Origin of the sequence: Pseudoalteromonas sp. GW168-MNA-CIBAN-0100 (assembly GCF_040309225.1) — a bacterium.
Classification (GTDB): Bacteria; Pseudomonadota; Gammaproteobacteria; order Enterobacterales; family Alteromonadaceae; genus Pseudoalteromonas; species Pseudoalteromonas arctica.
Genome location: NZ_JBEOOL010000040.1, coordinates 1 through 20337 on the forward strand (window position 1 = coordinate 1; position 20337 = coordinate 20337).

The 20337-nt window shown below is 40.1% G+C and carries 17 protein-coding genes and 1 tRNA gene; 10 read left to right on the plus strand and 8 right to left on the minus strand.

What is annotated here, in order from left to right; translation table 11 throughout:
- Positions 1–310 precede the first annotated feature (310 nt).
- Both AAEY62_RS18445 and AAEY62_RS18450 read left to right on the plus strand, forming a co-directional pair.
- Positions 311–1108, plus strand: a complete 798-nt coding sequence (locus tag AAEY62_RS18445; RefSeq protein ID WP_007580097.1) for an alpha/beta fold hydrolase — start codon at positions 311–313, stop codon at positions 1106–1108.
- A gap of 279 nt (positions 1109–1387) precedes the next feature.
- Complete coding sequence (locus tag AAEY62_RS18450; protein ID WP_101216818.1) at positions 1388–2791, plus strand: KAP family P-loop NTPase fold protein; 1404 nt, start codon at positions 1388–1390, stop codon at positions 2789–2791.
- Between the two features lie 73 nt (positions 2792–2864).
- Here the strand turns inward: AAEY62_RS18450 and cysQ are convergent, their stop codons facing one another.
- Genes cysQ through cysG form a run of 6 tightly spaced genes read right to left on the minus strand, consistent with a single transcriptional unit; the run spans position 2865 to position 9827 of the window.
- Positions 2865–3635 carry a 3'(2'),5'-bisphosphate nucleotidase CysQ gene (gene cysQ, locus AAEY62_RS18455; RefSeq protein WP_007378438.1) on the minus strand — a complete coding sequence of 257 codons (771 nt, stop codon included), beginning with the start codon at positions 3633–3635 and terminating at the stop codon, positions 2865–2867.
- A gap of 9 nt (positions 3636–3644) precedes the next feature.
- The gene (gene cysC / locus AAEY62_RS18460; RefSeq protein WP_010555008.1) at positions 3645–4238 is read right to left on the minus strand and encodes an adenylyl-sulfate kinase; all 594 of its coding nucleotides are present in this window, start codon (positions 4236–4238) and stop codon (positions 3645–3647) included.
- Positions 4239–4270: 32 nt separating this feature from the next.
- On the minus strand, positions 4271–5995 hold the full coding sequence (locus AAEY62_RS18465) for an SLC13 family permease (protein ID WP_165740257.1): 1725 nt from the start codon (positions 5993–5995) through the stop codon (positions 4271–4273).
- Between the two features lie 31 nt (positions 5996–6026).
- A complete protein-coding gene (cysN, locus tag AAEY62_RS18470) occupies positions 6027–7451 on the minus strand; it encodes a sulfate adenylyltransferase subunit CysN (protein ID WP_007580108.1) in 1425 nt (474 codons plus the stop codon).
- Complete coding sequence (cysD, locus tag AAEY62_RS18475; RefSeq protein ID WP_008133447.1) at positions 7451–8350, minus strand: sulfate adenylyltransferase subunit CysD; 900 nt, start codon at positions 8348–8350, stop codon at positions 7451–7453. The genes cysN and cysD overlap by 1 nt, the downstream gene beginning before the upstream one ends.
- 49 nt (positions 8351–8399) lie before the next feature.
- Positions 8400–9827: a siroheme synthase CysG gene (gene cysG / locus AAEY62_RS18480; protein ID WP_024600081.1), complete on the minus strand. Its 1428-nt coding sequence runs from the start codon at positions 9825–9827 to the stop codon at positions 8400–8402.
- A gap of 450 nt (positions 9828–10277) precedes the next feature.
- On the opposite strand from cysG, the gene deoC reads away from it, so the two are divergent.
- Positions 10278–11030 carry a deoxyribose-phosphate aldolase gene (gene deoC, locus AAEY62_RS18485; RefSeq protein ID WP_350635754.1) on the plus strand — a complete coding sequence of 251 codons (753 nt, stop codon included), beginning with the start codon at positions 10278–10280 and terminating at the stop codon, positions 11028–11030.
- Complete coding sequence (locus AAEY62_RS18490; protein WP_101216814.1) at positions 11014–11514, plus strand: hypothetical protein; 501 nt, start codon at positions 11014–11016, stop codon at positions 11512–11514. Before deoC ends, AAEY62_RS18490 begins: the two co-directional genes overlap by 17 nt.
- 54 nt (positions 11515–11568) lie before the next feature.
- Here AAEY62_RS18490 and AAEY62_RS18495 read toward each other — a convergent pair whose 3' ends face one another.
- Together AAEY62_RS18495 and AAEY62_RS18500 are read right to left on the minus strand one after the other, a co-directional pair.
- On the minus strand, positions 11569–12699 hold the full coding sequence (locus tag AAEY62_RS18495) for a CsgG/HfaB family protein (protein WP_350635756.1): 1131 nt from the start codon (positions 12697–12699) through the stop codon (positions 11569–11571).
- Between the two features lie 133 nt (positions 12700–12832).
- Positions 12833–16816 carry a hybrid sensor histidine kinase/response regulator transcription factor gene (locus tag AAEY62_RS18500; RefSeq protein ID WP_350635758.1) on the minus strand — a complete coding sequence of 1328 codons (3984 nt, stop codon included), beginning with the start codon at positions 16814–16816 and terminating at the stop codon, positions 12833–12835.
- A 164-nt stretch (positions 16817–16980) separates the two neighbouring features.
- Here AAEY62_RS18500 and AAEY62_RS18505 point away from each other — a divergent pair.
- From AAEY62_RS18505 to rplJ, 6 genes are all read left to right on the plus strand, one after another.
- Positions 16981–17057 (plus strand) — tRNA-Trp (locus tag AAEY62_RS18505).
- 132 nt (positions 17058–17189) lie between these two features.
- Positions 17190–17567: a preprotein translocase subunit SecE gene (secE, locus tag AAEY62_RS18510; RefSeq protein ID WP_002958877.1), complete on the plus strand. Its 378-nt coding sequence runs from the start codon at positions 17190–17192 to the stop codon at positions 17565–17567.
- A gap of 4 nt (positions 17568–17571) precedes the next feature.
- Positions 17572–18135: a transcription termination/antitermination protein NusG gene (gene nusG, locus AAEY62_RS18515; RefSeq protein WP_007580122.1), complete on the plus strand. Its 564-nt coding sequence runs from the start codon at positions 17572–17574 to the stop codon at positions 18133–18135.
- A 213-nt stretch (positions 18136–18348) separates the two neighbouring features.
- Entirely contained in the window at positions 18349–18777 is a 429-nt protein-coding gene (gene rplK, locus AAEY62_RS18520; RefSeq protein ID WP_002958879.1) for a 50S ribosomal protein L11, read from the plus strand.
- Positions 18778–18780: 3 nt separating this feature from the next.
- Complete coding sequence (rplA, locus tag AAEY62_RS18525) at positions 18781–19485, plus strand: 50S ribosomal protein L1 (RefSeq protein ID WP_007580124.1); 705 nt, start codon at positions 18781–18783, stop codon at positions 19483–19485.
- A gap of 322 nt (positions 19486–19807) precedes the next feature.
- Complete coding sequence (gene rplJ, locus AAEY62_RS18530) at positions 19808–20302, plus strand: 50S ribosomal protein L10 (protein ID WP_002958881.1); 495 nt, start codon at positions 19808–19810, stop codon at positions 20300–20302.
- The last annotated feature ends 35 nt before the right edge of the window (positions 20303–20337 follow it).

Sequence of the window (20337 nt, forward strand, 5' to 3'; positions counted from 1 at the left end):
ACGAGCTCACTGTCTTCCCGATGTGACAAGTGCTAGCTAAACACTCATCAAGAAGAGATACAAGGTTGGGTAGAGCGAAGCGAAACCCAACACTGCATTGCGTCATCCGATCAGCAAAGCCAAGAGAGGCGCAATGCCGTGAAAATAGGGGAAGGTCATTTTATTGGTTTTCATTTAAAAATCAAAATCTGCTCCTAAAAGCTGTTAAGTAGAAGCCATTGATCTCAACTTCATAAGAGATTTTTATTAAACTCCGTTATACTTCCTGCAATTGAATATGCCAAACGAAGTAAATAGGCCGCTAACTGCAATGAGCAAAGAAATTCTTTTCCATACTACTTTTGCGCACGAAACCAGTAAAACATGGGTTGTATTTGTCCATGGAGCAGGTGGTAGTTCGGCAATCTGGTTTCGTCAGCTAAAAGCCTATAAAAAAGAATATAATGTGTTGTTGCTAGATCTTCGTGGTCATGGAAAATCGAATAATTTAGTACAAAACTTTGTTGATAATAATTATTCATTTAATAATGTCTCTAAAGACATTATCGATGTGTTAGATCATAACAATATTACCAGCGCACACTTTGTTGGCATTTCATTGGGCACAATTATAATTCGAAATATTGCTGAAATTGCGCCGCAATATGTTTCTAGCATGGTGCTAGGTGGAGCGGTTACTCGTTTTAATACTCGCAGTAATACATTGGTTTATTTAGGTAATACTTTTAAACACTTCCTGCCTTATATGTGGCTGTATCGCTTATTTGCTTTTATTATGATGCCGAAAAAGCGTCATAAAGAATCTCGACTTTTGTTTGTTCGTGAAGCAAAACGCTTGTGCCAAAAAGAGTTTATAAAATGGTTTAAATTAGCCATGGACGTAAATCCTTTAATGCAATATTTCAAAGAAAAAGACATTGATATACCCATTCTTTACATTATGGGTAAGGAAGATCATATGTTCCTTGGCCCTGTTAAAGAAATGGTAAAGCGCCATAAAAATAGCGTACTGCAAACTATTCACCATTGCGGCCATGTCTGTAATGTGGAACGCCCTGACTTATTCAATCAGCACTCGCTTGCTTTTATCGCCCAGCAAAATCGTTAAGGGTTGTCGCTTTTAAAAAGCTTTCAATTAATGGCAAGTACTTAGTAAATTGGATTAGGTCATTCTTTTTGGCTTTCGCCCTAAACTAAAAGCAAGACCTGATCCTAAAGGAGTTATTCTGAGTGGGGTACGTAGTAATCGAGAAGGTAATAAAAACGCATAGCTTGCTTGCACATCCCTATTGATAAGCAATGTTTACATTAGAGCTTTCTGATGTGAATATAAGATTAGTTTTTTTGAGTTGACCTTTCAATGCTGGAATCGGAGAAGAATACATAAATGGAATTTAAATCACATAAAATAATTATTGATCCAAACGACCCTTTTGAGAATGACAAGCTTGGACGAAAACCTCATGTCGAAAACTTTACTACACTCCTCAAAAACATTAGCTCACCGATTGTTTTATCCGTGAATGCTCCTTGGGGGCAAGGTAAAACTACATTTTTGGAGATGTTAAAAGCTAACCTACAAATAAATGATTGTTCGGCAATTTACTTTAGTGCCTGGGAAACTGATTTCGTTAATGATCCACTGCAAGCATTTCTGGGCGAGGTTAATAAAAAAATAGAGTCTCTTGTTGAGGGAGATAAAGAGAAAAGTAAAGCATGGGTTAATGCAAAGAGTGCAGGTGCACAAATTTTAAAAAAAGGTTTACCCGTGTTAGTAAAGCTTGCTACTGCTGGAATAATTGACGCTGAAAAAATAATTGAAGCTGAAGCAGCCAAATTCACGGAGGGATTATCTAAAGATTTTTTGGATGATTATACAAAGAGTAAAGAGGCTATTACTTCTTTTAAAGAGAATGTATCAAAAGCTTTAAAAAATGAAGATGGAGCTACAAGCCAATTATTTATTATTATTGATGAATTGGATCGGTGCAGACCTACTTATGCAATTGAGTTACTAGAGAGAATAAAACATCTTTTAGATATTGAAGGTCTTGTATTTGTAATTGCAATGGACAAACTTCAACTGTCTCATAGCGTTAAAGGGGTCTATGGTGCAGGGTTTGAAGCAATGGGTTATCTTAGGCGGTTTATTGATATTGAGTATATTTTGCCTGAGAGTGATTTAGACGCATTTATTGAACAGCTTTATAAAATATTTGAGTTTGATATTTTCTTTCAAAAAAGAACTCAATACCAATCATTTAGATACGAAAAAGATCACTTAAAGAATACCTTTAAATTATTGGCGAAAGCTAAAAAACTGTCTTTAAGGGAAGTAGAACAGTTATTTGCGAAAGTAAATTTAGTAGTTAAATCTACAGCGGAAGATGTATATCTTTACCCTGACTTGTTAGCATTCTTGATTGTTGCTAAAGAGTACTATTACGAAAGTTATAGTGGGTATATTAATGGAGGAGATACACCAGAAAAGCTGATTAAAGTTCTTCATACAATAACCCCTAATTTGAAATCAATAGATTCTAGAGCGTGCGCAGTAATTGAAAGCTCTTTAATTGGAGCAAAAAATGATAGATACCACGGTAATATTGGAGAAGCGCTAAAGTACCATGAAGATATAAGTTCTGATGAAAGTGCTAGTACAGAAGAACAGAGCTATTCATATGATGTAGTACAATTAACAAAAAGTTTTGACGGGTTTCGAAATTCGATTGATCTAGAGAGTTTAAAGCAGAGGATAGAAATGCTAGAAAGCTTCAAATTCAATAGTTAATATAAAGTCCTATTGTAGTTAAAGCTATCACTTGTCTTTTTAACAACCGATAGCTAACCACTCAAAAATGCGCTTACTCTTCTATCGCACTTACAATAAAATACGGATTTAAGTATTCATCTTTGGTGTTATAAATAAGCGGGCTGCCATCAAGTTTAGTCACTTTAGCACCGGCTATTTCGGCGATGGCGTGGCCTGCTCCTGTATCCCATTCGCAAGTTGGACCTAAGCGCGGGTAAATATCGGCGCTGCCCTCAGCGACTAAACACAGCTTTAATGAGCTGCCTTTAGACACCATTTCAACCTCATCAAAGCGTTTCACAAACTCGGCTAAATCGGGTGATGGGTGCGAGCGGCTACCTACAACACGAATTAACCCTTTGTTAGGTTTAGTCGTTACTTTAAGCTCAATTCGCTCATCGCCTTTATCTTTAAATGCGCCAATTGCTTCGGCGGCTAAGTACGATACGCCAAGGGCAGGTGCATCTACTACGGCTAAAATAGGAGTGCCGTTTTTAATTAGGGCGATGTTTACGGTAAATTCACCGTTCTTTTTAATAAATTCTTTAGTGCCGTCGATTGGGTCAACTAACCAGTAGCTTTTCCACGTTTGGCGTACATCCCAGCTTATGTCGGCGTTTTCTTCACTGAGTATTGGAATGTCGGGTGTGAGCTGTTGAAGCCCTGCCACAATCAGTTTATGAGCTGCTAAATCGGCGTCGGTTACGGGGCTTTCATCGGCTTTGTACTCAACGTTAAAATCCTTTTCGTAAATTCCCATTATCGCTTGGCCTGCTTTGCGGGCAAGGATGAGGGTTTCTTCTAGCAGTTCGGTTTGATTCATGGGGTTAACCTATATTATGTGCTTTTGTTTTAGATACGTTATCAGTTGTGTAACCGATTGGTCTAGGGTGTTTTTACTTGTATCTAAAATTATTTCTGGATTGTTTGGCACTTCGTAGCTTGAATCGATACCAGTGAAGTGTTTTATCTCCCCTGCGCGGGCTTTTTTGTATAAGCCTTTTGGATCGCGGCTTTCGCATACATCCAGTGGGGTATCGATAAATACTTCAATAAACTCGCCGTCATCTACTAGGCTACGCACCATGTCGCGCTCGGCTCTAAAAGGCGATATAAACGCAGTAAGTACTAACAAGCCAGCGTCGGTCATTAATTTAGCGGTTTCGCCTACGCGGCGTATGTTTTCAATGCGGTCTTCGTCGCTAAAGCCTAGGTCTTTGCATAAACCGTGGCGTACGTTGTCGCCATCGAGCAGGTAAGTGTGCGTACCTTGCTGATTAAGCGCCGCTTCTAGTGCGTTTGCTACGGTGCTTTTGCCAGAGCCCGAAAAACCGGTAAACCATAAAATAGCGGGCTTATGTTTTTTTTGCTCACTACGCTGTGCTTTTGTAGTTGCGTAGTTATGCCAAACTATATTTTCATCCATAGTGAGAGTCTCTTATGCTGTGAGCGCAGGTATTAAAACGGAAATACCAGCGGGATCAAGGTTAATACCGTGATTGAATAAATAATAGAAAGGGGTAAGCCCATCACTATGTAATCTTTTAAGCGATAGTTACCCGCGCTATAAACCATTAGATTAGTTTGATACCCAAATGGCGATATAAAGCTGGCTGATGCGCCAAATGCAACCGCCATAATAAATGGTAGCGGGTCTACATTAAAACCAACCGCGAGCGAGTAAGCAACAGGGAACGACAAGGCAGCTGCTGCGTTATTAGTAATAAGCTCGGTAAATAATACGGTCATTAAAAATATGGCAATAAATGCGCCGTAAGGACCAAAGTCGCCAAGTACCATAAACATGGCGTCGGATATTTGCCCGGCAAGTCCGGTGCCTATCATTAACTTGGCAAGGCCAATGGCGCTACCTACGACCACTAATAACTCGATAGGAAAACGGCGTTTTACTTCGTTAAGTTTTATGGTGCCACTGAGCATTAAGCCAATCAGTAATACTAATAAGCCTTTAACCAGCGGCACTATGCCAATAATGCTTAAACCCAGTACTGCTGCAAAGCACAGTAGCACAATATTTGATTGCTTAGGTGCAAGGTGGGCTTGTAAGTCAAACCCTGAAATATACACAAATTCGCGCTTTAAATTAGGCAAGGTGTAAAAGTTTTTGCCTGGGGCCAGTATTAGCGAGTCGCCAGCTTGTAATTGCACTTGCCCAAGGCCGCCTTGTAAGCGGTCGTGCCCACGACGAATGGCAATAACAGCAGCATGAAATTGCTCTCTAAAGCGGGCTTCTTTTACGGTTTTGCCAATAAATTTTGAAGACTGACTTACGACTACTTCTACTAAGTGTTCTATGTCTTTTTGATGATTTTCGTGTACTACTTTTAGACCGTCGAAACGGGTAAGTAATGGCACCGATTTTATGTCACCTACAAAAAGCAGCACGTCATCTTTTTGAATAATTTGCTGCGGGGTGACTGCGCAAATGCGGCTGCCATCGCGAATAATTTCAGCAAGGAATAAGTCTTTTAAATCACGCAGGCCGTTTTCTTCAACGGTTTGGCCTATTAACTTTGAGTTTGCTTGTACTTTACCTTCTAGGTAAAAAGGCACGACTTCTTGGTCGCTTTTACCGTTGTCGGGTAAGTATTTAAGCATCACTAAAATGGTAATTAGGCCTACGCTTAGCGCGCCTAAACCCACTAAGGTAAAGTCAAAAAAGCCCAGCGGTTCCATGCCCGCATCAACTGCAAAGCCATTAACGATTAAGTTGGTTGATGTACCAATAAGCGTAATGGTGCCTCCCAAAATAGCAGTGTACGACAGCGGTAATAATAGCTTTGAAGGGGAGTGATTAGGATTGTCTTTTATCGCGGTAATAAGCGATGCAACAACGGCGGTATTGTTAGTAAACGACGATAAAAAGGCGGTTGATAACCCCAGTTTTGTTACCGATTTTACTAAACTACCTTTAGATAGCGATTGCGCTAACTTTTGAATTAGGGTGGTTTTTTCTATTGCGGTCGACACTAACACCAATAGTACTAAGGTGATAAGCGACGGGTTAGCATAATTAATCAACATGCTTTCAAGATCGATTAGCCCTGCTAAGTAGCTGGTGCCAATTGCGCTTACAAATAACCACGCTGGATTAATACGGGTGCCAAAAAGGCACCCGACTAAGGTAAGCATAATGCCTGTTAAAACGAGCTGTTCTACCATGCTTTTAAATTCCTAACAGGCTAAAGTTAACTTATAACTTAGAAATATCAAGCGCTTGCCAATGCGGAAAGTGCTTGCGTACTAAGCTGTTAAATTCAACTTCAAATTCGCTAAAGTTACTTTGCTGTGCTTGGCTTTGCAGTACTTGTTCAATCATGCCCGCAGCAACGGTTAGGTTTGATAAGCGATCAATTAGTATAAATGAGCCTGTTTCATGATTGCTGTGGTACTCGTCTGCCAAAATAGTTTCGGTTAGTTCAAGCGTTACAATCGCAATTTCGTTTAACTGCAGTGAGTCGCTAGTGCCGTGCTCAAGCGTGTTTACATCAATCGTGTAATCAATTTTTGTAACAATAGCTGAGGTGTTTTTGCTGCCTAGCTTTAGGTTATAGCTTTTACCTAACACTAATGGCGACTCATGCATCCACACAATTTTAGCTTGCAGCTGGTTAGTAACAACAGCCGTAGAATTTGCAGGTACTATTACGTCGCCTCGGCTAATATCAATTTCGTTATTTAGGGTAACGGTAATTGCTTGGCCTGCTTCGGCGCTGTCTAGGTTGCCATCAAAGGTAACAATTTCTTTAATGCTTGATGTTTTACCCGATGGTAATACTTTTATAGCATCGCCTACGTGTATCTTGCCCGACGTAAGTGTGCCTTGAAAACCACGGAAGTTTAAATTAGGACGCACGACATATTGCACCGGTAGGCGCGCTTCAAAGCCTGTATCTGTTTCGGCTGCTGGCGAATCTTCTAGTAATTCAAGTAGCGGCTTGTCGGTGTAATACGGTGTATGAGCAGATCGCGTTACTACGTTGTCGCCTTTAAGCGCCGACATAGGCACAAACTTAATGTTTGATACGTTAAGTTGTTCAGCAAATTTAAGGTAATCGGCCTTAATTTTTTCATACACGGTTTCGTCAAAATCAACGATATCCATTTTATTAACGGCAACAACAAACTGCTTAATGCCAAGCGAGTCACAAATAAAGCTGTGGCGCTTGGTTTGTACTTGCACGCCGTAACGCGCATCAACCAAAATAATGGCTACATCACTTGTTGATGCACCTGTTACCATGTTGCGCGTGTATTGCTCATGCCCAGGCGTGTCGGCAATAATAAATTTACGCTTAGCCGTTGAAAAGTAACGGTACGCTACGTCAATGGTAATACCTTGCTCGCGCTCAGCTTGTAGGCCATCAACTAATAATGCAAGGTCAAGATCTTCACCTGCATTACCTACTTTTTCGTTATCTTTATGAAGGGCTGCTAGCTGATCTTCATAAATTTGGTGACTGTCGTGCAGTAGGCGGCCAATCAATGTTGATTTACCGTCATCTACGCTGCCACACGTAAGCATACGCAATAAGCTTTTGTCTTGTTGGCGTGCTAGGTAGGCGTCTATGCCTATTTCTTTTACTTCGTTAAATGTATCGTTATTTTGGCTAGACATTAAAAATACCCCTCACGTTTTTTCTTCTCCATTGAGCCTGCTGAATCATGGTCAATAACACGACCTTCACGTTCAGATGACGTAGATAGCAGCATTTCTTCGATGATTTCGGTTAAAGTACTTGCTGTTGACTCAACTGCACCGGTAAGTGGGTAGCAGCCTAATGTACGAAAACGTACAGATTTCATTTGCGGTACTTCACCCTCGTTAAGTGGCATACGCTCATCGTCAACCATAATTAGGGTGCCATCGCGATCAACAACAGGGCGCTCTTTTGCTAGGTAAAGCGGCACCATGTCGATGTTTTCTTGGTAAATGTATTGCCAAATATCAAGCTCAGTCCAGTTAGACAACGGGAAAACACGAATGCTTTCGCCCGGATTAACTTGGCTGTTATAGGTGTTCCAAAGCTCAGGACGTTGGTTTTTAGGGTCCCAGCGATGGTGCTTATCGCGGAACGAGTAAACACGTTCTTTTGCGCGTGACTTTTCTTCGTCGCGGCGTGCGCCACCAAATGCAGCATCAAAACCATATTTGTTAAGTGCTTGCTTTAAGCCTTGGGTTTTCATTATGTCGGTATGTTTACCCGAGCCATGCGTAAACGGGCCTACACCCATTTCAATACCTTCTGGATTTTTGTGTACCAGTAGATCAAAGCCGTATTCTTTAGCTATACGGTCGCGAAACTCAATCATTTCACGAAACTTCCAATTGGTGTCTACGTGTAATAACGGGAACGGAATTTTTGCAGGGTAAAATGCTTTACGCGCTAAGTGCAAAAGTACCGACGAATCTTTACCAATAGAGTAAAGCATTACTGGGTTCTCAAACTCAGCGGCGACTTCGCGCATGATTTTGATACTTTCAGCTTCAAGTTGCTGAAGGTGAGTTAAAGCCATTGTTAGTCGTCCTACTAAAATGATTAAAAGTTACAAATTTAAAATTCGGTTATGTATTTGATACATCTGTTAGCGGCTGTGCAAAGCTGCTTGTTTGCTCGTTTTTCCCAAACCACGCTAGTTGCGAGTGCAGGGCGGCTACTTCACCAATAATGAGTAGCGCAGGCGATATAATGCTGTTGCGTTCAATTAAGTCGGCAAGTTCGCCTAATTGGCCTGTTACTACACGCTGATTTTTACGTGTACCGTTTTCGATAATAGCGACAGGGGTGTCGGCCTTACGGCCATGTTTTAAAAGCTCGCTTTGTATGTGCGGAGATTTAATTACGCCCATGTAAATAGCAAGCGTTTGATTTGCTTTTGCTAGCGATTGCCAATCAAGTTCTTGACCGTCTTTTTTACAATGGCCAGTTACAAATTGAATGGCTTGTGCGTGGTCACGATGCGTAAGCGGAATACCCGCATAAGCACTACAACCTGCAGCGGCTGTAATACCCGGTACAATTTGATAATTTACGTTGTTAGCAGCCAGTACTTGTACTTCTTCGCCACCACGGCCATAAATAAACGGATCGCCACCTTTAATGCGGCACACTTTTTTGCCTTGTTTAGCAAGGTCGACCAGCATTTGGTTGGTGTCGTCTTGAACAACACTATGATCGCCTAAACGTTTGCCTACACAAATAAGGTCAGCATCGCGGCGCACTAATTCCATAATTTCGTCAGACACTAAAAAGTCGTATACAACCACATCGGCTTGTTGCATAAGTTGCAGTGCTTTAAGTGTTAAAAGCTCTGGATCGCCAGGGCCTGCACCTACTACATATACTTCGCCTTCAGGTTCTGCTTTAGCATCTAGCATTTGCTCTAGTTGCTGCTGTGCGGCTTGTGTATCACCGGTTTGCACTTTACTCACGACAGATGAGTCGAACACGCCTTCCCAAAATTGGCGGCGGTCTGAAAAATGTTTAAAGCGTTTTTTTACTTTGTCTCTAAAGCCACCGACAAGTGTTGCAAGTGGGCCAATATGATGCGGAATAAGGGTTTCGAGCTTTTCGCGTAAGCGACGTGCAAGTACCGGCGCTGTGCCTGCACTTGATATAGCAATGGTGATTGGGTCGCGGTCAACAATGGATGGGAATATAAATGTACATTTAGGTTGGTCATCAACCACGTTTACAAATACATTGCGGGCATTGGCAAGTTCAAATACGTTGTTGTTTACTTCATCGCGGTCAGTTGCCGCAATAACAAGCATTTTGCCATCGAGATGCGACTCATCAAAATAAGCATCAATAAGCGTTACTTCATTATTATGTGCATGCTCTTTTAGTTCGTCGCAAAACCAAGGCGCTACTAAAGTAACGCTCGCTCTCGCTTTTAAAAACGCGCGACATTTGCGTAATGCGACCTCTCCACCGCCAACAACCAGTACTGGTTTGTTGTCGAGTTTGGTAAAGATAGGTAAATACTGCACGTTAATAAGACCCCTAAACAAATTCAAATATAAGAAAACGCTTTATTCTGATAAGCAGAATATAGCGGCTATCAATAAGTAAAAAATAATTAAAACCAAGTTGATATAACCAAAAGTTATAATAGGTGGGCTTTTTAGGCCTAAGAGTTAGTTAACAAGGGATTGCGCCGAGTTACAAGTAAAATAAACAGCTTATAGTGTTTGGTTATGAGCTATAGCGAGTTTGGTTTAATTTGTTAATATGGAGGCATATCAAATTTTGTACTTATACCAATTGCATTAAATTAGTGATCTATTATAGCGACGAGAAAATAGCTCAATAACAAGGCTAAAATTATGATACATAGTTGTTCTATATAAATAATTTTTAACGTAGTTAGTGAGTTATTTAATACGCTAAAATGATTATGTTTTTAATAAAATTGGTATTACATAAGCAACGGAGCTCTAATGACACAACACCAAAAAGATGCCGCATTAGCAGTCGCACTGATGGATTTAACAAGCTTAAACACTAGCGATACCACCAAAAGCATTCAAGCGCTTGTTGATAGTATAAACCCGACGCTGGGCACGCCTGCCGCTGTATGTGTTTATAGCGACTTTGTTGATGATGCAAAAATAGCACTCGCAGCGCGTGAGCTTAACCACGTAAAAGTAGCAACGGTCACTAACTTTCCAACGGGTGATGCGCCACTGAGTGATGTAATTAACGAAACACTTATTGCTATAGAGCGCGGCGCTGACGAAATTGATTTGGTTATTCCTTATAAAAAGTTAATAGCGGGCGATGTTCAAACAGTAATTAGCTATGTAAGCGAAAGTAAAAAAGCATGTGGGTCGCGCGCGCAACTAAAAGTAATAATAGAAAGCGGTGAGCTAAAAACCGAAGCGCTAATAACGCAGGCTACTCAATTGGCAATTGAAGGTGGTGCCGATTTTGTAAAAACCAGTACGGGTAAAGTGGCCATTAATGCAACCCTTGAATCAACAAAAATTATGCTAACAGCCATTAAAAACTCGGATAAACGTGTGGGCTTTAAAGCTGCCGGTGGTGTTAAAACTGTTGCCGATGCCAGTGATTATTTAACGCTTACGCGCGCAATAATGGGGGATGATTATTTACAAGCAAATACATTTAGGTTTGGTGCTTCAAGTTTGCTGAATGATGTTTACAAGGTGTTGAATGAAACGCAGCAGTGATGAGGAAAAACGTCAGTTAGAGCATGATGCTGCTAAATTGTTTTTACGTTGCTATGAGCAGCAGTTGGGTGTTCATATGCGCAACATTTGGCATAATGAGCCTAATAAACCTGACGTTAGTTGTTATCAAGAGAGTGAACAGCTTGATATAGAAATTGCTCATTTATATGCCAGCGAAACAGAAGCGATGGCTGTTTTAGGACGATCGTTGTCAATGCAAATGCAACGAGATTTGGCAGATATGGCACAAAAGCCAAGTGAACACAGATTGCGGGCTGCATTAGAGCGGTTGCTGAAACAAAAAGCGAAAAAACGTTATTATTCAGAGCGTACTTGGCTTGTTATTCGTAACGCCAGTACTATTTGGCACAAAGCTGACTTTGAAGCTGTGATCAATGACCTTAACTTTCCAAGAACCTATCAATTTGAGCAAATTTGGTTAGTGTGTGATTTTTATCGTGGTGAGTTATTACGTATAGATTGAAAAACGGCTCTAAGTAACAGCCGTTTTTCATTTTAAACTTAAAGCTAATATTTATTAATTAAACTTGAACATGTTGCCTATACTTTCGAGGCTTGATTTGTTCGTTTTAGCAATACAACCACTATCATCAAGTGACTTTTTAGTTGTTTCATCAGCTAAACCCGTTACCTTTAGTTTTTTGTCTTGCTGGTACTCACGAAGTGCGATAACTGTTTTACGATCGTACTCAACATCCTGTGTTTCAAATTCTTCGTAATCAGGCTGGTTTCTTAGGTAACCCAAACATACCAAGCTTAGGCGCGACATTGCTAAATCCATCTTTTCATAATGTGGCATTCTATGAGTGGGTACATCAACTGTTACAGCGCTCTTGCTGGCTGTTTTTGCTTGTACAGCTGCCGGTGGCGGCGCAGTGTAACCCGATGCTAAAGTGTTATTACTGTTATAGCGATAGTAAGTATCTGGAATTTTAGTTTCTAAAAACTCAACCGCTTTAATAATAACTTCACGAAGGGCTTTTTCTTTAGGGGTATCAGACCATCCACTAATATTACCGCCAACAAGTGCGCCACCAAAGTTGGTTGCGGCTCCAGTAAAGTCAAAATCTTTACTGCCACCTTCAACACTTGTTGCAGCTAAAATGCGTGATGTGCGTGTATCTATTAGACGAAGATCAATCGCCATATGAGAGCCTGAGAAACCAGCGGATACAGAGCTAAATACATCACCCATAAAGCCGCCACTGCCAACACTTGCACCAGAGCTATCGTCATCAAATTCAGTTACCGCTGCAATAACGACTATTTCAGCGCCTTCAATCTCACCATAAGCGGCACCCGATGATGCACTAACGCGACCTGAGGCTGCTAGGTCTTGTTCTGATAAAACAGCATCAAGCGCTTGGCGCTCTAAAACAATAAAGCGATTTGTTGATACGATTGCCGTAGTTAATTGATCAGCCATACCGTCGCCTATTTCTTTACGCCACCATTTTGAGTTGTTTGATTTGTCGGTAAAGCGTGCAACAGCAATACGAGCTTTAGGCCCATTGTATTGTTCTTGGGCGACAGTGTTTATGTCTGGTGAATTTTGACCTGACGTAACATTTGTGGAGGTGCTTTGACAAGCGCTCAGAGTGGTAGTTAATAGTGCCGTTAATAATAGTTTTTGTGGTGCTTTTAACATATGACTGTCCTTAATTAATACGCTCAAGGGAAATATGGTGCATTTCCTTTAATATTTAAATTCATGTTAATTTAGTTAAATCAGTAGGTTAATAATAGTACTGGTGCGAAACATTTAGTCACACAGGCGAAATTTATCTGGATTGTTCACGAAACTGTTTTGGGGACATATCATATTTTGCTTTAAAGCACCGGGCAAAGTAGCTTTGTGAATTAAAGCCAACTTGCTGTGCTACTAGACCAATTGCAAGCTCACTATTTTTTAAAAGCTCTTGTGCAAATTCTAAACGAATATTTCGAATGTAATCGCTTGGTGTTAGGTTGTACAAGGCTTTCATTTTTAATTGTAAAGCGCGAGGGCTAAGATAAAGCGCAGCTGCAAATTCTTCCACGCTAAATGCTTCGTCTTGGTAATGCTCTTTTACTGTCGTTTTTACACGCTCGGTAAATACATAATCTTTACTTTGCGCCATTTGTGGGTCGAGCTGGGTTGTTTGTGATAAAGCAGGTAGTTGTTGTTTTAAATGTTGATTAAGTACTTCTCTAATCGTTAATAACCCTTGAACGCGGCTGAGTAACAGCTGCGGCTCAAAAGGTTTACTCAAATAGTCATCAGCAAGTAAGTCTAGGCCCTTTAATTTACTATGCGTATCTGCCTTTGCTGAAAGTAATAACACCGGAATATGGCTAATAGCCGTGTCGCTGCGCAGTGCTTTAATAAACTGATAGCCATCCATAACAGGCATCATTACATCACTTATTACCAAGTCAGGCATTTCGTTTTTACATAAAGCTAAACCTAGCTCTCCGTTAGCTGCACTTATACACGTGAAGCTACTAATAAATAGTGACGTTATTAAATCACGCATTTCATCGTTGTCTTCAATAATAAGAATCTTATTACTTTTTACTACACATAAATTATTGCTTTTAGATACAGCAAGAGCAGTAAGGTTAGAGGTTTCGTCTATTTGATTTATTGGGAGTGAAACAGTAAAACAACTTCCTTTATTTAATTCACTTTTAAGTTCAATAGTTCCTCCATATTGCTCAACTAGCTGCTTCACCAGCGCTAAGCCAATACCGCTACCGCTTTGATTACTCGTATCTATGCGTGTAAATCGTTGAAAAACGGTTTCAAGGTGCTCTTTATCTATACCAACACCAGTATCTGAGACTGTGATGATTAATGTTTGTTTTTGAGTTAATAGCTGAAGTAATACTTTGCCAGTGTTTGGAGTGTATTTTTGGGCGTTACTTAATAAGTTACTGATAATAGAAATTGTATGATTTAGCTCTGATTTAATGTGAATAGTTTTTTGCGTTAAATCTTCAAATTTAAATGTAATATTTTTTTGCTCAAATAAAGGGGTGAAATCTTCAATTAATTGTTCAACTACCGGCTTTATAGCATAGGGTGTGACGTGTTTTACTGCAGTGCTTGGGCGCTGGCTGAGCTGTAAAAGTTGGTTTATTTGATCCAATAGCTTATAGCTATTACGTTGAATCATCGCTAGTTTTTGTTGGGTGTCTGAATCCTTATGGCTTTTTTGTAAACTCTCAAGTGGCGCTAATATTAAGCTCAATGGTGTTTTAAGTTCATGGCTAACATTATCTAATAGTTGGGTTTTTAAGTTGCTAAGTTCTTTCTCTTTTAAGTTTGCTTGCTCTGCAACGTTAGCTCTATACCTTGCTGTTATAATTAACCACATTATAAATAATACGATAATGATGTAAGTGACATAGGCAACATTGTTCTTCCACCAAGGTGGAGTAACTTTAAGCGCAACCATTGTTTTATCATCACTCCATTGACCGTATTGATCTTTAACTTTTACAATAAAGTGATAGCTTCCAGCGGGAAGTTGAGAATAACTAACTTGCCTCTGGTTTTTGTTTGCGTATAAAAACTGCTTATCTAACCCAGCTAACTTGTAAGCATATTGGTATTGAGAAGGAGGCTCTGCACTGTTTAAAGCAGAAAATTTAAAACCGATAACACCATCTTCTTCTTTAAAAAAGAGTCTGTCTGTATAGCTTATAAGCTTAGCCGTTTGGGTCTTGTTTTTTATATATTGCTGCGTCGCGACTGACTGGTTATAAATAAGTAAGTCTGTAATAACGGGTTCTGGGGATTGAGTTGCTAGAGTCAGTTTTAACGGATCAAATTGATTAAAACCATTAATACCACCAAAAAATAGCTCGCCGTCATCTGCTTGAAAAGCGGCGCCTAAAATAAAAGAATGATGCTGTATACCGTTTGCGGGTAAAAAATGCTGCATTTGTTGGGTTTGAGGAGCATAACGGGTTAGGCCTTGGTTGCTGCTTAGCCACAAGTAACCGCTGCTATCTTGTTTAATTGCAAAAATATTATCGTTAAGTAAGCCATCAAACTCTGTAATGTTTATTACTTTGTTTGTTTGGATATTTAACTTATTGAGCCCGCCAAAAGTACCTACCCATAAAGTGTTTTTATCTTGTAAATGCAAGGATGTAACCATGTCGTGCGTTAAACTATTAGGCTTCTTAAGATCGCTTTGGTAATGAGTGAATGTTTCATCATGTAAAGAAAGTTTATTTAACCCTGCGCGGGTTCCTACCCATATAGCGTTGTTGTCGCTGTCATAAGTAATACTAAAAACAGTATTATTTGAGATACTATTTTTATCTGCGGTGTATTTAAAATTTGTAACCTGTAATGTATCGGGATTAAATCGCGTTAAGCCTTCGTTACTGCCCAGCCATAAATTACCACTTAGATCACCTTCGATTGCATAAATACGGTTACTACTGAGTTGATGGCTTTGCACAGTAAAAGCCGAAAAGTTATCATTAATTGGGTTGTAAAGCAGTAAACCACCTCCGTATGTGCCTATCCATACGCGTTTATTGGCATCTTCATAAAGACTAAATATATTGTTATTAGTTAAGCCTATATCTTGATTTTTATCTGTTTTATAGCGTTTAAATCCTGTGTCAGTTTGTTTGTTAAGTCCGTCGCGCGTACCCACCCAAAGTAAGTTTTTACTGTCTTTGAGTATTGCTCTTACAAAGTCATTCGAGATAGAAGCTGGGTTATTGCTTTGATGTTTTTGATGACCAAACTGAGCCTGCCTTTTATCATAGCGATGTAATCCATAGCCGTCTGTACCAATCCAAATAATGCCTTGAGGGTCTTGGTAAAGTGACAATAGGTGATCGTTAGCTAAGCCATGTTTTAAATCTGGAGAGTGAGTAAGTTGATGAAACTCGCTACTTAATAAATTATCTGTAGCTTGGTAATAAAGACCATGACCATAAGTGCTTACCCATAATTTTTTTTCATCATCAAAAAGTATATCTGTGACCCAAACATTTTTGAGTTGCTCAAAGTGATAAAATGCGAGTGTGTTTGAGTCAAAAACACTTAGACCAGTCTTACCTCCTATAATAAATTTGCCGTTTTCTGCTTTTTTTAATTGCCAGAGCTGTTCAGGGCTATTAGGTATATGTTCGAACTGATGTGTTTGTGTATCGAACTTAATCAGCCCGATACTACTTGCTAACCAAAGGTTTTTTTGATCATCAAAAAGCACATCCTTAAAAACAACATTTAAGTGATTCGTGCCCTGATAAGAAAATAATTCGGTAGTACCTGTGTATGTATCTAAACGAGTAAGTTGCCCTTTATCGTGACCAATCCAAATGATTTGTGGCGAATTAGAAGAAATTGATGAAATACGTTCGTTTGTAATAGGAGGGGTTGAATACTGGTTAAAAACACTAAAACTTCCTGTTTCAGTATTTAATAAGTTGAGCCCATTACTTGTTGTAGCAAACCAAATGTGGCCGTTTCCTAAATTCAGGCAGTCTGTAATCCAATTCCCCGAAATACTAGGGTGTGAAGGATTGAATTTATAGTGCTTAAATTCATACCCATCAAATCGGTTTAAGCCACCTTGGGTAGCAAACCAATGAAACCCTTTTTCATCAGTGGTACTGCAGGTGATTGAATTTTGTGATAAACCTTGTTCATTTGTATATGTATCTAAATACAATGGCAGGGCATAAGAACTAATATGAAATAATAATAAAAAGCTAATAATTTTATATCTTATGATTGTTTTTATTGCTTTCACAGACTTCCCATCTAATTGTGAGTCCCTATAATTTTGACAATCATAAACTGCTTTTTAATCAATGTTAAGATTGATTTTTTAATGCAATGCCGAGATTTTCCAATGTGGGTATCTTTTAGGCTTGTGTTAATGGACTGCGTAAGTATAATAGGCATCCACTTTGCAGGGGCGTAGTTCCAATTGGTAGAACAGCGGTCTCCAAAACCGATGGTTGGGAGTTCGAATCTCTCCGCCCCTGCCAGTTTTACTTGTGGTTTGAGTAGTCTGAGATTAAAAACCGGTTTAAATTAAGTCTGTTTTTAAGTTTAGATTTTAATGGATTAACCTTACCGTAGTGTAGGGTTGTTGTGTCTGTAGTTAAGGTAATAATATTATGAGCACGAATGTAGAAACACCATCAAGTGCGATGGAGTCAGTAAAGTGGTTAGTAGCAATCGCGCTACTTGCAGGCGCAGTTGTTGGTAATCATATGTATGCAGATCAGTCTGTATTGCTACGTGCTATCGGCGTTGTTGTTGCAATAGCGGCCGGATTAGCAATTGCCTCGCAAACATTTAAGGGACGTAACTTTCTTGCTTTCGCTAAAGAAGCTCGAATTGAAGTACGCAAAGTTATTTGGCCAACGCGCCAAGAAACTACCCACACGACATTAATTGTAATGGTTGCAACAGTGATTATGGCACTTATCCTTTGGGGATTAGATGGCATTTTATTCCGCGCTGTAGGCTTTTTAACTGGATTGGAGATCTGATCCCATGTCGGATGAGAACGAGAACAAAGAAATTAAGTTACGTTGGTATGTAGTACAAGCCTTTTCTGGTTACGAAAAGCGTGTAGCTCAAACGTTAACTGAACACATTAAAATCGAAGGTCTTGAATCGAGCTTTGGTGAGATACTAGTACCAACTGAAGAAGTTGTTGAGATGCGCGCTGGCCAAAAGCGTAAATCTGAGCGTAAATTCTTCCCAGGTTATGTATTAGTACAAATGGATATGAATGACGCAAGCTGGCACTTAGTGAACAGCACTGAACGTGTAATGGGCTTTATTGGTGGAACGTCTGATCGTCCTGCTCCAATAACTCCTAAAGAAGCAGAACGCATTCTTAATCGCCTTCAAGAAAATGCTGAAGCACCTAAACCTGCTACATTATTTGAACCAGGTGAAGTTGTTCGCGTTACAGACGGACCATTTGCAGATTTCAGTGGTGTAGTTGAAGAAGTTGACTACGAAAAGAGCCGCGTAAAAGTATCTGTACTTATTTTTGGTCGTTCTACGCCAGTTGAGCTTGAATTCGGTCAAGTTGAGCAAGATAAGTAATTGATTAAAAAAGCTTCGCTAATTTTTATTTAAATTTTGGCATGAAGCTTGAAAAAGGCCGCTGATTAACTTATAATCAGCGGCCTTTTTGTATTAAGGTAAAATTTATTTTTACTGTGCAAAAAGTACGAAACCAATTTTTAAACTGGGAAGCCGTTAGAGTACGCGTCCTCGCGCGCACAAGGCTGAGACCCACCAAATGAGGTATTTATAATGGCTAAAAAAGTTGAAGCTCTAATCAAGCTACAAGTTGCCGCTGGTATGGCTAATCCTAGTCCTCCAGTAGGTCCTGCACTAGGTCAACACGGTGTAAACATCATGGAATTCTGTAAAGCGTTTAACGCACGTACAGAGTCTATCGAAAAAGGCGCTCCAGTTCCTGTAGTGATCTCTGTTTACGGTGACCGTTCATTTACGTTCGACATGAAAACGCCACCTGCTGCTTACTTACTTAAGAAAGCTGCTGGTATCAAGTCAGGCTCAGGCCGTCCTAACACTGATAAAGTAGGCACAGTAACTCGTGCTCAACTTGAAGAAATTGTTGAGACAAAACGAACTGACCTTACAGCTGCCGATATGGACGCAGCGGTTCGCACTATCGCAGGTTCTGCGCGTGCGATGGGCTTGAACGTAGAGGACTAAGAAATGGCTAAATTAACTAAACGTATGCGTACTATCCGCGAAAAAGTGGAAGTAACAAAAGATTACGAAATCAATGAAGCAGTTGCTCTTTTAAAAGAGTTAGCGACAGCTAAATTCGTAGAAAGTGTTGACGTTGCCGTTAACCTTGGTATCGATGCTCGTAAATCTGATCAAAACGTTCGTGGTGCTACTGTACTACCTAACGGTACTGGTCGTGACGTTCGTGTTGCTGTATTCACACAAGGCGCTAATGCAGAAGCTGCAAAAGAAGCCGGTGCTGAATTAGTAGGCATGGAAGATCTTGCTGAACTAGTTAAAAAAGGCGAGATGAACTTTGACGTTGTTGTTGCATCACCAGACGCTATGCGTGTTGTTGGTCAACTAGGTCAAATCTTAGGCCCACGTGGTCTAATGCCAAACCCTAAAACTGGTACTGTAACGCCTAACGTTGCAGAAGCAGTTAAAAATGCTAAAGCAGGTCAAGTACGTTACCGTAATGACAAAAATGGCATCATCCATACTACTATTGGTAAGGTTGATTTCACTGCAGAGCAATTACAACAAAACCTTGAGTCTCTAATTGTTGCGCTTAAGAAGGCTAAACCTTCTCAAGCTAAAGGTGTTTACTTGAAGAAAGTAACTATCTCTACAACAATGGGCGCAGGCGTTTCTGTTGACCAAAACACTTTAAGCACAACTGTAGCTTAATCAGTGTTTACATGGCGTGAAATTTGTACTATAATTTCGCGCCATTTTGTTGATTAATTTATTAATTGGCAAAGTAAAGAATTCGGGTTGAAGTCCATAATTTCGTTAAGCCTTCGGGGTTAACGATAAATTGGGCTTCCGTCCAAGACCGTAGGTGGCTTCGGCCTTAATATTCACCTACGTAGACGGTGTAGACCCCAGATAGATTTTTCCTAATCCTTCTGGCTCTCGCCGTAAAAAGCATCTCTACCTTGTTTGGTAGGGAAGAGTAGAACAGGGGAATCCGATAATCGGTATCCCCATTAAACCAGGAGTAACACCCATGGCTTTAAATCTTCAAGGCAAAAAAGCAATAGTTGCTGAAGTCAACGAAGCAGCCAATGGTGCTCTATCTGCAGTTGTTGCAGATTCTCGTGGTGTAACAGTTGGCGCAATCACTGCCCTTCGTAAAGAAGCTCGTGCAAATGGTGTTTGGATGAAAGTTGTCCGTAACACTTTAGCAAAACGTGCTCTTGAAGGAACAGATTTTGAGTGTCTTTCTGATTCATTTGTTGGTCCAAGCTTAATCGCTTTCTCATCAGAGCACCCAGGTGCTGCTGCGCGTATCTTTTCAGATTTCGCGAAAAAGAATGAGAAATTCGAGCTTAAAACGGCCGCTTTTGAAGGAAATGTTGTTGATGCAGCAATGCTTGCTACATTACCTACATACGACGAAGCTGTTGCACGCTTAATGAGTGCTATGAAAGAAGCGTCTGCTGGCAAATTGTGTAAAACAATTGAAGCAGTACGTGTACAGAAAGAAGAGCAAGCTGCTTAATTTTAAGCTGTTTAATCTCACTTTCGGTGTAAAAT

What these genes read in the sequence shown, in the direction of transcription:
- rplK (WP_002958879.1), top strand. Translation starts at nt 18,349, where the DNA reads ATGGCTAAAAAAGTTGAAGCTCTAATCAAGCTACAAGTTGCCGCTGGT.
- cysC (WP_010555008.1), bottom strand. Translation starts at nt 4,238, where the DNA reads ATGGATGAAAATATAGTTTGGCATAACTACGCAACTACAAAAGCACAG.
- AAEY62_RS18445 (WP_007580097.1), top strand. Translation starts at nt 311, where the DNA reads ATGAGCAAAGAAATTCTTTTCCATACTACTTTTGCGCACGAAACCAGT.
- AAEY62_RS18490 (WP_101216814.1), top strand. Translation starts at nt 11,014, where the DNA reads ATGAAACGCAGCAGTGATGAGGAAAAACGTCAGTTAGAGCATGATGCT.
- cysN (WP_007580108.1), bottom strand. Translation starts at nt 7,451, where the DNA reads ATGTCTAGCCAAAATAACGATACATTTAACGAAGTAAAAGAAATAGGC.
- deoC (WP_350635754.1), top strand. Translation starts at nt 10,278, where the DNA reads ATGACACAACACCAAAAAGATGCCGCATTAGCAGTCGCACTGATGGAT.
- rplJ (WP_002958881.1), top strand. Translation starts at nt 19,808, where the DNA reads ATGGCTTTAAATCTTCAAGGCAAAAAAGCAATAGTTGCTGAAGTCAAC.
- AAEY62_RS18495 (WP_350635756.1), bottom strand. Translation starts at nt 12,699, where the DNA reads ATGTTAAAAGCACCACAAAAACTATTATTAACGGCACTATTAACTACC.
- AAEY62_RS18465 (WP_165740257.1), bottom strand. Translation starts at nt 5,995, where the DNA reads ATGGTAGAACAGCTCGTTTTAACAGGCATTATGCTTACCTTAGTCGGG.
- secE (WP_002958877.1), top strand. Translation starts at nt 17,190, where the DNA reads ATGAGCACGAATGTAGAAACACCATCAAGTGCGATGGAGTCAGTAAAG.
- nusG (WP_007580122.1), top strand. Translation starts at nt 17,572, where the DNA reads ATGTCGGATGAGAACGAGAACAAAGAAATTAAGTTACGTTGGTATGTA.
- rplA (WP_007580124.1), top strand. Translation starts at nt 18,781, where the DNA reads ATGGCTAAATTAACTAAACGTATGCGTACTATCCGCGAAAAAGTGGAA.
- AAEY62_RS18450 (WP_101216818.1), top strand. Translation starts at nt 1,388, where the DNA reads ATGGAATTTAAATCACATAAAATAATTATTGATCCAAACGACCCTTTT.
- cysQ (WP_007378438.1), bottom strand. Translation starts at nt 3,635, where the DNA reads ATGAATCAAACCGAACTGCTAGAAGAAACCCTCATCCTTGCCCGCAAA.
- cysD (WP_008133447.1), bottom strand. Translation starts at nt 8,350, where the DNA reads ATGGCTTTAACTCACCTTCAGCAACTTGAAGCTGAAAGTATCAAAATC.